The organism is Peribacillus sp. FW305-BF15 (assembly GCF_058783805.1).
The window spans coordinates 68,808-81,090 of record NZ_JBYSYV010000003.1 but is presented as its reverse complement, the minus strand read 5'-3'; the positions used below and the strand labels follow the sequence as shown (position 1 = coordinate 81,090).

Here is a 12,283-nt window from a genome sequence, read left to right as displayed (position 1 = left end):
TTTTTTTAAAAGAAAAGGAGGAATGACCTATGAAAAAAAGTACTAAAGCATTAGTCGTATCTTTTCTTATCATCGCTGCTTTTGTTATTGTCCCTAGCGAATTACCAGGCCTTTACGCAGAACTTCCAGGTTTATATAAATAAGTAAATGAAGCTTACTATTACTGATTCAAGCATCTTCAATTGAAGATGTTTTTTTATTATCATTTTTGAATGATTATTCTTTTGCGCATATTCCTGTAGTTATAATTATCTATGAATGGGGAGAGTAAGGTCCATTTGGTAGGCGTGGAAGAAACGTGAGGGTAGTTTGTAACGCCTATTTCCTTTTAATGATTTTGTTATAGTGTAAATAACAAAACGGAGAGAGGTGTAAGGTTAATGATTGATATTAATATGAAAGTTCAACCCTCTTTTTACGATGATGAATGTGCCATTGTGTTTTCTTTTTATTTTGATAAGGCAACAAGGAATATTGGTGAAGCTGTGGTGTACACATGCCAAAAATCAGATGAAAAAGAATACAGCCAAGATCATATAGATACAGATGTACAAGAAAAAATTGCCTATATTAAAGAGTTTTCCATTGCGGATGAATATCAGGCAACCTCAATGAAGAAAATTAAACATTTTTTGAATGTAATCGGTATCAAAAAATGTGTGAAGCACAACCTTCAGGGAAAAGAAATCGCATTTTAAACGATAAAAACTCATGACATCCCATATGTCATGAGTTTTTACCATTTAAATGAGTGTTTTGAGCATTCATTTTCTTTTTGATGAAATCGCTCAATTGTTTCCTTTCACTTGGTTTAGCGTTATTTGCTCTCTCAAAAAATTTAAAGTGTTGTTTATATCTATCGGATTTCATGATGTCTCTCCTTTGTATTTTTTATTTACCCATTTTTTTAAAACTAAAACGTGGTTTCCTCATAAAGGGATAAGAATAATGAGCCAATAGATCACAAATTATTCCTAGAGTTATATTTTCATCTGTCAATCCCTGCATATAAGGATTAATTAGATGATAATAAGTGGTAAAGCCTAAATATGGAAGAATTTCGAGTTTTATCATCCTTTAAAAAAATGCTAAAATGGTCCGAATATCGGATTTTTCATTAGAAACATCAGTTTCTAGTACCCTAAAGTGAAGAGGGTTGAAGAACTCTTTTCGATGGCCCCCGAGCACTTGCTTGGGGGATCTTTTTGTTTTTTGGATAATTTGTCCACTTTATTTCTATATTATGTTTCGTTTTGTTTGTATATACATGGGTAAATATATAAGAATCAAGATGAATTAAACCTGTGTTATAGCAGTTTAATCGGAGGAATATATTTTATGGATGTGAAAGTGAAGAATGATCCCACGAAGCGAACTTTCCAGCAGTTCATTTTTCCATTTACGCTTGAAGGAAAAATGATTGAAAAGTTTGTGGGGAAATTGCTTGAGGACAATTTCGTTTTTTTGAACTTGAAAGATATGGAACAACAAAATCAATTTTACGGCGGCCATAAAGTTTCACACCGTAAATTGGAAAAGTATTTCATGCCATACATCGAGCCGATTTTATTTCCGGGTCATGCAAAACAGAAGGAAGGCTTGCGGCGTTTCACGAAAAAACTGGATATTGATTGTACCTTCGAATCACCCTATCTAAATACCCCATTTATTATTAACTCTATAGATATCTTCATATGCCCATTTCATATTGGCATGATGAATCTTCGTGTTACTTTACCTGAAGGGCTTTCACATAATGATGTGCTCTATTTTGGCGATACATTTAGAATCCTCGAACCGATTGCTGATGATGAAGAAAAAACGAAAGTTGGCTGCCGGGAAAATCAGTATGAACAAGTGAAGGATTTCATCTTCAATGAACTGTTGCCGCCTATTGAGGAATATATAGATGAAGAACAAGCGGATCCGACCTATTTTGGGAGTTTGCCCTTTTTCATCGATGAAAGAATGTATGTGATCAGTTATACGGCATTCCCTGAGAATCGTGATATTTCTAAAAATGATTTATTCCGGATCAGTGAGCTGAACGGGTATGACAATGATGGTGAGCCATATATAGGCGCATTAAACCCTGATTATATAGAAAAGTATTATCAAGAAAGGGTATATGACAGGTGGGGCAAGGAAACCTATTATGTAACTAGCATGTATCATTTCGCGTGTGTCACGAAAGCGACAGGTAAACTGGAACAAGAACTGGCAAGCGAAATGTACGGCCAGCATTTTTATACATTGTTGCTTTTCTTCTATTATAAGATCGTACTGCTTAAATTGGCTCATGAACATTCCCAGATTGATGTGGAAAAAGATCAATCGGATACAGAACAGCTGATTTTCATGATCACTCAGTTTTCTGCAAAGTACTTATTCACTGAAGTGAATAGTACGGCAATCGGTAAAGAGCTTTTCAAAAAAACGGATGAAACCTTCAGGATTGCCCCTCTCTACAGAGAGGTGAAGGAAACACTTTCCTACCTTTATCAAAATCAGGATAAACTGTCTGGGAAAAGCAGTAATTATCTTTTGCAAATACTAACGATTTATACGGTGGTCTCCGGTATATTCGGAATGAATCTATACATTGAAGATTGGAAAGGGAAATTACCATGGAAAGCGTATATGGATTACACCTTATACGAATGGGTAGCTGTCATTGTAACGACAAGCGGACTCATCATTTCAGCCATCCTGGGCTTTTTCTTCCTGAAAAAATGGCTGCAAGAGAAAAAAAGCCGAAAAAAAAGAATGCTTTAAAGTCCTGTACACGATGTACAGGACTTTTGTTTTAGAAAAAACATGGTTAAATTAGAAAAATGAAGAAATTCGGCATACGAAATCCCCCATTCCCCTAATATTTTGCTAAACTATAGGTATATCACTCTAACTATTCATTAGGAGGAAATCATGAAGAAACTAGCTTTAGTTTCCAGCTTATTGTTGATGAGCGTATTGTTCCTGGCCGGTTGCTCGGACGAGCCAAGTCCGGAAGAGCGCTTTGCGGCATACACGAAGCTTTGGAATAAACAAGATTTTACGAAGATGTACGAGTATCTGTCACCTGAGACAAGGAAAGAAATCAGTGCGGATGAATTTGAGAAGCGTTATGAAAAAATCTATACGGGCATTGAAGCCGACCAATTAAAGGTGGACTATAAACAGCCAAAAGAAGAAAAAAATCATAAAGATGGAGAAAAGGTAAGCCTTGCATATACCGTTGATATGTCCACTATGGCGGGCGCAGTCAGCTCTGACCATAAAGCGACACTTGTCAAGGAAGGGGAAGGCGAGGAAGAAAATTGGTACATCGAGTGGGATGAGAGCTACATATTCCCTCAATTGGAAGCTGGTGAGAAGGTATCGGTTGAATCGTATCCAGCCATTCGCGGGGAAATTGTCGATCGAAATGAACGCGGCCTCGCCATGAATGGAACGGTGGCAGAAGTGGGAATCGTGCCAGAGAAAATGGCCAACGAATCCGAAACAGTTAAAAAGGTCGCTGGAATCCTCAACATGTCCACTGACGAAGTGAATCAGAAATTAAAACAAACATGGGTAAAGCCAAGCTATTTCGTTCCCATCAAGAAAATGTCAAATGATAATAGCGCAACTTTGGAAAAGCTATTGAGCATTGCCGGGGTATCTGTCAATAATACGGAAGAGCGCATATATCCGTATAAAGAGGCCACTGCCCACCTAATCGGATATGTCGGTGAGGCATCGGCCGAGGACCTGGAGAAATTGAAAGGAAAAGGATATACCGCAAGTGATGTTATTGGCAAGCGAGGTCTTGAGGAAGTGTTGGAAGCGCGGCTTAAAGGCAAACCTGGCGGTAAAATCTTCATTAAAACCGAAGATGGCGAAGAAAAGGTGATTGCTGAAAAGCCTGCTGAAGAGGGAGAAACAATTACATTGACCATCGACGCCGAGCTTCAAAAGGATATCTTCAAGCAATATAAGAACGAAACTGGATCGGCATCGGCAATTGATCCGAAGACAGGCGAAACGCTTGCACTTGTTTCAAGTCCGTCATTCGATCCTAATAAATATATTTTCGGAATAACGAAAGCAGAACAAAAAGCGCTTGAAGAAGACCCGAAAAAACCACTTCTGAACCGCTTCAGTTCGACGTTTGCACCTGGTTCAACCATTAAGGCCCTCACTGCGGCGATCGCCTTGAAAAATGGTGTGGATCCGAAAGAGTCGATCAATATCCAAGGGAAAACGTGGGCCAAATCGACATGGAAAGATCATTCCATTACAAGGGTTTCGGACCCTGGAGTTCCAATCGATATGGAAAAGGCATTAATTTATTCAGACAACATTTACTTTGCCCAAAAAGCTCTCGGGCTTGGAAAGGAAAAATTCACGAATGGACTCAAGGCTTTCGGATTTGATGAGTCTTTGAATTATGATTATCCGATCAAAGCATCGAGCATTGGCAAGATCGACAGTGAGGGAAGATTGGCAGATGCCGGATATGGTCAAGCGCAAGTTCAAATGAGCACGCTCCACCTCGCCATGACCTATTCTGCATTCTTGAATGAAGGAAACATTCCTGCACCTTTCTTAATAACTGGAGATAAAATAGAAAAGAAAATATGGAAAGAAAATGCGATATCAGCAGACCAAGCGAATCAGGTCACCAAGATGTTGACACAAGTAGTGGAGCATCCTAAGGGAAGCGGACATGGAATAGCTGATCTTGGCATCAAAATCGCTGCCAAAACGGGAACTGCTGAAATCAAGGCATCCAAAAACGCGGACGGAACAGAAAACGGCTGGTTTGTTGCCATGGACACAGAAGACCCGGAACTTCTCATGGCATGGATGATGGAAGATGTAAAAGGACGAGGCGGCAGCCATGTCGTTGTCGACCAAATGAAACCGGTGTTGAAGAAGTATTTAAAGTAAAGAAAAAAGTCACCCATCAGAACTGGGCAAGCATTTAAACATTAAAAAGCAGGACATTGGCTTCTTCCATGTCCTGCTTTATTTTGGTTGTGGATTCTAATTTGTGGCGGCAATGAAACTGGATTTGAAGGAGAATGGGTCGTGCATACAGAATGTAAAAAGGGAGTTCAATAACTTGCTAGTATACTCGGGACGTCCTGAAATCATGATGTTTACAGAGTGACATCATCCAGGCCGTTATGTTACCACATGCCGATGGATTGAATAGGATTAATTCAAAAATCCTTGAAAGATTAATAGAATGGGAATGAGGATGAAAAGGAATGAAAAGATTAAAGTATTTGTTTATCGCTTTCTTTATCACTTTTTTTGCATTTCCTTCTCATGAAGCGACAGCAGCAGAAGAAAATTTAACGATGGAAGTGAAACTGAAGAATTATTTGGGCAATAGAACCAGTGCCGAAATAACGGCAACCGGTAACTACCGTACATCAAGGGGAGAGATATTCATAAAGGCGGGGGAAAAACTGGCTTTGAAAGTGGAGTCGGCTAAACTTGCCGTATACAAAGGATCTAAGAAAAAGGGATCTTATGCTTCTTTTAAGGTAATACCAGTTAAACCTGATTCTTCATTATCCATAAACGGCCGTCCGTACCAAGGCTCATTTTCATTTACAGCGGAGGACGGTTACATCCGGCCGATCAATACTGTTTATATGGAAGATTACCTAAAGGGCGTCGTCCCGCTGGAGATGCCTGCACTATGGCACTCCGAAGCCTTAAAAGCACAGGCGATTGCCGCCCGGACCTATGCACTTCGCCATCAATCCACAATAATTGATGATACGGTTTCTTACCAAGTATATGGCGGGGCTGCCGGTCACTATCGAACTAATTCAGCCATTGAGCAGACGAAGGGCATGGTAATCAAGCATGATGGCGAAATAATCGAAGCGTTCTTTTCCTCAAGCAATGGAGGAATGACCGAATCGAATTCAAATGTTTGGTCAAGTGGCAACCCCCTTGCATATTTATCTATAAAAGAAGATTTCTATGATCCGAAAACCAGTTGGGAGATAACGCTGGACAAGCAGCAAATCGACCTTTCAAAAATGGATTTATCTAAACCTGAAGAATGGTGGACAAGTGTAGAGGAAAAAGATAAAACGGTTGTGCCGAAGCTTAAGGCTTGGCTGAAGAATAATGGATATGCGCAAAAAGAGATTAAAATAACGGAGATTCCCTTGTTAACATTTTCAGATGAAAAAACGGGAGGCCGTGTAACGAAAGGCTCCATCCAATTGAATTTCTATGTAAGGGATCTCGTTAATGACCGGGGAAAGCTTTTGCCGCAAACGATTAAGCTTACTAATGTAGCAGCTTCCAAAATCAGGGGTATGGTGGGGCAAGAGGTGATGAAAAGCTATCTGGTTGACCATTCATCCTCCGATCACTCCAAAATTTCTATTAAAGGATCAGGATACGGGCATGGTGTCGGGCTAAGTCAGTTTGGGGCGAAAAACAGAGCGGAAGCAGGGCAATCCTATCTAGATATTTTGGGATTTTATTATCCTGACACAACTATAGAAAGGGAATATGGACCAGGCGCTGGATTTGAAACGGATCTTGTGGCAAAGTCAGAACCGAATTCAGTAAGCATGAAAGCGCAAACGGATCATGTCAATGATGAGGTTGGAATCACATACTCCCTAAAAGAAGATACTGTGGTTACACTTACGATTAAAGATGGTAAAGGGAAATCTATAGCTACCCCAGTTCGTGACCAAACAATGAAAAAGGGTACCCATTCAGCAATCTGGAACACAAAAGCGGTGAGTAACGGTACATATAAAGCAGAAATATCAGCAATGGACCGCAGCGGGAATGAAGGTTTGGCAACAATGCCGATTAAGATCAGTAAAGATACGTCGGCACCGAAAATCACCGAAGTCAAAACATCGGGTGACTATAGTACCGAGCAAGCGAACATAACATATATAATTAATGAAAACGCTAATGTAACAGTGGAAATCAAGAACAGTAAAGGTAAGGTTGTCGGTATCCTTTCTGAAAGGCCGTTCAGTAAAGGCAGGCAATCCGCAACATGGGATTTCAAAAATATGTCCAGCGGCATATTTACGGTGACAATCTCAGCTAAGGATAAGAGTGACAATCAGAAAACCATTTCAACGAAAATCTCGATCAGGAAGACGACGGGAATAGTGACAGCAAGCGAATTATATATTAAAGAAAATAGAAATGCATCTTCTGAAACGGTTGGGAATCTATACAGGGACCAATCTGTAACGATCTTGGCTCAACAAGATGAGTGGTATAAAGTGAAAAAGGGAAGCCAAATTGGGTATGTATTAAAAAAACATATAAAAAAATGAATGAGCAGGACGCCAATCATGGCGTCTTTTTTTGACATCATGACTCTTCATCAAACTCACGAGTATACGGACCAAATTCACGAGTAAAAGGCGGAAACTCACGAGTATACGCACCAAACTCGCGAGTAAAAGGCGTGAACTCACGAGTAAATGCTGCAAAATCACGAGTAAAGCACGGATTCACGAGTAAATGCCCCAAACTCACGAGTAAAAGGCGGAAACTCACGAGTAAATGCATTAAACTCGTGAGTAATGCCCGCAAACTTCGCCTTAACTTGAGTTAACGGACCTTAATCAAAATGAAAATGAGAATCTTAAAAGAGGAATGAATGCATTCATTCCTCTTTTGTTTTATGCTGACCGGGTGTGAACGGAACGCCAGCGGATTTTGTGATGATTTTTGAAATATCGGTATTTTCAATGACTCCATCAAAGGCTTCACTGCCTGGGCCCGAGGCGAAAACGGGAATCATATTGGCTGTGTGTCCTCCTGTGGAACTGGCTGCCCGTATGCTTCGATCAGCTACGCCCGCCTTATGGTGCCTGGCGACGGTGCTACCGATTTCCCAATCGATTTGATGCTTTGGATAGACAAGCGTTTTATTCTTTCTTACGTTGTCAATGAATTGATCGACTTCCTGATCCGTAAGAGATATATGTGCATACTTCTTGAATGTGGAAACGACACTTTCTGGATTGATTTCATTATTTTTATCGAATGTAAGCTGTTTGGACATATATTCGGATGAAACCCTGATTTTTTTCAATGCCGTGATATCCATTGTTTCAGAAGCGGAGGTCCCCATTGTTTCGTGGTCTGCAAGTACAACGATCAATGTATCATTTCGATTTTTTGCCCAATCTACAACCTCTTTCACGGTTTGGTCAAATTCGATGGTTTCTTTCCATATTCCAGTGATGTCGGCTGCATGCTCCATATGGTCAATACGCGCACCTTCGGCCATCAAGAAGAATCCCTTATCACCACGGGATAAAATATCCAACGCTTTGGATGTCATTTCGGGGAGGGATGGCTCTTGGGAATGTAAAACTTCTTTATCCAGTTTGAAATTCATATAGGTAGGGTGAAATAATCCTAAAAGTTTTGCCGGAGTATTAATGGAACTAAGTTCTTCTTTAGTCGTCGTAATCCCATAGCCAGCTTGTTTAAATTTGGCGATTAAATCCTCGCCATTCTGCTTATCCGCATCGAAATAGCTGGCACCACCGCCGAGAATGACATCGATCCGGTTATCAAAGAGCTGCCTCGCGATATTTGCGCCACCTGTCCAGCGGTTAGGCACACTTGCACCAAAGGCAGCGGGTGTGGCATCGACTACCATATTGGTTGAGATGATCCCGACTTTTTTGCCATTGTTCTGAAAGGCATCCAATACACTATCCACCTCGGAACCATTGGCATCGACACCGATTGATTCATTGTTGGTTTTTATACCAGTGGCAATCGCCGACCCTCCTGCTGCCGAGTCAGTGACGTAATTATTGGCGGAATAGGTGCGCATCAGGGCGACATGCTCCAGTTTTTCCAAATGTAGTACACCTGTCTTTCCATATTCCAATTGCCGGGCAATTTCTATTGCCCCTAGCCCCATGCCGTCGCCAATCAGCAATATGACATTCTTGGGGGTGTTTCTTGTTTCTGCTTGAATAGGGGGGCTCATGCTAATAATGAAAATTATAAGAACGAATAATCCAAAGCGATGCGGCTGTACGAGTTTATATCTGGATGTCTTATTCATCTGAAATCCTCCATTGGGTGAAAGTCTTCCTATTATTTGTTTAAATCGATAAAAAAACCCCTCCCTGATATTCAGGATGGAGTTAATCTTTTTAGCATGGTTAGCGGCATCAAGTCGGTTTTTGTATAATTTGTCTTTCAAAAAAATAAAGAATTTCTATATAATTACAATAAAGTTTATAAACAGTAAATACATAACTGATATAATTTCACTAAAGATCAATTGAATTAATAGGAGAGAAAACCCTATGCTAACCAGTATGAAAAGGTTCTTCAAAGAAGGTTCTAAAGACTTGAAGAGAATTTATAAGTTGGTAGAAGAAGTGAATCGGCTAGAGGGTAAATATGAAAAATATTCAGATCTGGAATTAAGCGGAATGAAGGATAGATTTAAAAGCATTTTGGATGCTGGTGATAATATTTTGGATATACAAGCCGAAGCTTTTGCGGTCGTGAGGGAGGCTTCCAAGCGAGTATTGAATCTTAGGCACCATGATGTTCAGCTTGCAGGCGGTTTTGTCCTGAGTGAAGGGGGCATTGCCCAAATGAATACGGGCGAGGGGAAGACGCTTGTCTCTACATTGCCTAGCTATTTACATGCACTGTTCGGTAATGGTGTCCATATAATAACGGCCAATGAATATTTGGCCAAACGTGATAAAGAGTTAATGGGACAAATTCATGAATTTCTAGGATTGACGGTCGGTTTGAACATTTCCCAGATGGGACCTTCCGCGAAACGTGAAGCATATGCGGCAGATATCACGTATGGGACGGCAACAGAGTTCGGTTTTGATTATTTGCGTGATAATCTGGTTTATCGAAGGGAAGACAAGGTTCAAAGAGGACACCGATTTGCCATTGTCGATGAGGTTGACAGCATCTTGATTGATGAAGCGAGGACACCATTAATCATTGCGGGCAGGGCAAACGACGGAACCGAGCTTCACCAGATCACGGCGCAAATCATGAAGACCTTAATAGAAAAGGATGATTACGAGATTTCCGTCGAGTCAAGGTCCGCCTTCTTCACGGATCAAGGTGCTTCCAAGATTGAAGAGGCCTTTGGCATCGACAATCTGTATGGAATGGAGCATCAAGAGTTATTACATAATGTTACACAGGCGCTGAAAGCGCGGGCAATCATGAAGGTGGATGTGGACTACATTGTCATCGATGGAAAGATTGCAATCATCGATAAATTCACAGGCAGGGTGATGGAAGGGCGAAGCTTCAGTGACGGGCTGCATCAAGCCATTGAGGCAAAAGAGGGATTGGAGATTTCCGAAGAGAATGAAACACAGGCTATGATTTCCGTCCAAAATTATTTTCGATTATATCATTCAATGTGTGGGATGACAGGGAGTGCCATACCATCAAAGTCTGAATTCCAGGAAATATATCAGCTCCCCGTCATTGAAATTCCAACTAATGAGCCTATTATTCGAGTGGATGAGGTTGATTTGCTTTATAAAGATGAAACATGCAAAATCAACAAAATCATCACGGAAGTAAAACGGATCCATGATGAAGGCAGACCTATCCTGATCGGGACGACCTCCATTGAGCAATCTGAAAAAATTTCGGTTCAACTGGATAATCGGAAAATTAAACATCAAATCCTTAATGCGAAGACGGAAGAGGATGAAGCGGAGATCATTGCGAATGCCGGGCAAAAAAAACAAGTGATGCTGGCTACGAACATGGCTGGGAGAGGAACGGATATATTACTTGGGAATGATGTCAAGGAATTGGGCGGCCTTCATATTATCGGGACGGAGCGTCACGAAAGCCGTCGGATCGATATGCAGTTAAGAGGACGTTCCGGGCGGCAGGGTGATCCTGGTTCAACACAATTCATCATTTCTTTGGAAGATGATTTGTTTCATTACTATGATGAAGAAGAATTGGGACGTTATATCAAGAAAATCAAAACGGATGAAAATGGGTTGGTGCTGGGCCCTGCACCCGATAAATTCGTTAAAATGGTTCAGGATTCGGTAGAGCAGATGCATCAATCAAGCCGATATCACATATTGAAGTTGGAACATGCATTAAATGAGCAGAGTAAAATCATCTATGCAATGAGAGATCGAATTCTTGATATGGAGCCTGAACGGATGTCGGCCATTTTACTTGACTACATCGTAAAATACATTACTCGGCTCACAGTGAAATATGACCGTGAACATATAGCGGAGCCTGATTCCTCTGCCTTAATTGAAGAGCTAACCTTTGTTTTGCTGTCGTTAGGTTGGCAGGAAAGTGATTTAAAGGATATAGAAGGCCAAATTGAAGGAAGGGTATTGGAGGCTTTAGGTAAATGGGAATCGAGACTGGTGATCTTTCAAGACGATGCAGAATGGGGAAACCAGTTGCGCGCTTTCATGCTGCAGCAAATCGATACAAATTGGATGAACCATTTAGATGAAATGAACAGTTTGAAGGAAGGCATTGGTTTAAGCGAATATGGTCAGCAGGACCCATATGCGTTGTTTGAAAAAGCAGCTCTCAGTCAATTCAACCTTCTATTAAGTAAAATTGAGGCGGAGATAAGCATCCGTTTTATGGAATATATGAAAAGCAATCAGCAAGATGCAGCTTCTTTCGAGGGGGAGGAACGATGAGTTTATTTGGAAAAAGGGATAATGCAGCTTCAGATGTACCTAAGTTAGCAAATCATGATGACACCCTTCATACTGTCCTGATGTTTCACAAGGGGTGGGATATTTCCAAGCAAGAGAAATATGTATATAAATTCCACCATCAAAGGCTGCCTGCATTAAAACCGAACCAAATTTCAATATCCGGCATCAAGCTGACTAGGGTGGAAGATGATGTCATCATAGAGGCTTTTCTGCGAAGTTCAATAGAGAAAGCTGTCAGTTTTGATATCGTGGATTTACTGTTAGTTGATGGAGATGGAAAATTCCTCGCGAAAAAGACATTCGATCTCACTGAGCTTGGTGAGCTCCCAGCACTTTCATGCATGCCATGGCGTTTCTTGTTCGAGGAAGGGGATATGTTGGCGGAATCGATTCCTGATGAAGGTTGGAAGATTGCTTTTGAATGGAAGAGAAAGTAGAAAAACAACCGCAAGAGTCTAGCGGCAATCGGCAGCTTTTTTGCCGGAGCGCCAAAGCAAAGCCCTCATCCTTTTAGTGATGAAGGTTTTTTGTGTATTAGTGAGGTAAGTATC

At 40.8% G+C, this 12,283-nt stretch carries 9 protein-coding genes; 6 read left to right on the top strand and 3 right to left on the bottom strand.

What is annotated here, in order from left to right; genetic code table 11:
• The first annotated feature begins 380 nt into the window (after positions 1 to 380).
• Positions 381 to 698, top strand: coding sequence for a hypothetical protein (locus AC3WLU_RS03710; RefSeq protein ID WP_063574667.1), 318 nt, complete (start codon positions 381 to 383; stop codon positions 696 to 698).
• 28 nt (positions 699 to 726) lie between these two features.
• On the opposite strand, the gene AC3WLU_RS03705 is transcribed toward AC3WLU_RS03710, so the two are convergent.
• Entirely contained in the window at positions 727 to 870 is a 144-nt protein-coding gene (locus tag AC3WLU_RS03705; RefSeq protein ID WP_156404388.1) for a hypothetical protein, read from the bottom strand.
• 468 nt (positions 871 to 1,338) lie between these two features.
• On the opposite strand from AC3WLU_RS03705, the gene AC3WLU_RS03700 reads away from it, so the two are divergent.
• The 3 genes from AC3WLU_RS03700 (at position 1,339) to AC3WLU_RS03690 (ending at position 7,325) form a co-directional block, all read left to right on the top strand.
• The gene (locus AC3WLU_RS03700) at positions 1,339 to 2,775 is read left to right on the top strand and encodes a hypothetical protein (protein WP_057278158.1); all 1,437 of its coding nucleotides are present in this window, start codon (positions 1,339 to 1,341) and stop codon (positions 2,773 to 2,775) included.
• 150 nt (positions 2,776 to 2,925) lie between these two features.
• Positions 2,926 to 4,932 (top strand): penicillin-binding transpeptidase domain-containing protein, encoded by a 2,007-nt coding sequence (locus tag AC3WLU_RS03695; RefSeq protein WP_369315146.1) that lies wholly within the window; start codon positions 2,926 to 2,928, stop codon positions 4,930 to 4,932.
• 323 nt (positions 4,933 to 5,255) lie between these two features.
• Entirely contained in the window at positions 5,256 to 7,325 is a 2,070-nt protein-coding gene (locus AC3WLU_RS03690; protein WP_492596840.1) for a SpoIID/LytB domain-containing protein, read from the top strand.
• A 37-nt stretch (positions 7,326 to 7,362) separates the two neighbouring features.
• Here the strand turns inward: AC3WLU_RS03690 and AC3WLU_RS03685 are convergent, their stop codons facing one another.
• Positions 7,363 to 7,509 (bottom strand): hypothetical protein, encoded by a 147-nt coding sequence (locus AC3WLU_RS03685; RefSeq protein WP_492596839.1) that lies wholly within the window; start codon positions 7,507 to 7,509, stop codon positions 7,363 to 7,365.
• 151 nt (positions 7,510 to 7,660) lie between these two features.
• Positions 7,661 to 9,085 (bottom strand): alkaline phosphatase, encoded by a 1,425-nt coding sequence (locus tag AC3WLU_RS03680; RefSeq protein ID WP_492596838.1) that lies wholly within the window; start codon positions 9,083 to 9,085, stop codon positions 7,661 to 7,663.
• 247 nt (positions 9,086 to 9,332) lie between these two features.
• Here AC3WLU_RS03680 and secA point away from each other — a divergent pair, with 247 nt between their 5' ends.
• Together secA and AC3WLU_RS03670 are read left to right on the top strand one after the other, a co-directional pair.
• On the top strand, positions 9,333 to 11,711 hold the full coding sequence (gene secA, locus AC3WLU_RS03675) for a preprotein translocase subunit SecA (protein ID WP_492596837.1): 2,379 nt from the start codon (positions 9,333 to 9,335) through the stop codon (positions 11,709 to 11,711).
• Positions 11,708 to 12,169 carry an SLAP domain-containing protein gene (locus tag AC3WLU_RS03670; RefSeq protein ID WP_413000622.1) on the top strand — a complete coding sequence of 154 codons (462 nt, stop codon included), beginning with the start codon at positions 11,708 to 11,710 and terminating at the stop codon, positions 12,167 to 12,169. Before secA ends, AC3WLU_RS03670 begins: the two co-directional genes overlap by 4 nt.
• The last annotated feature ends 114 nt before the right edge of the window (positions 12,170 to 12,283 follow it).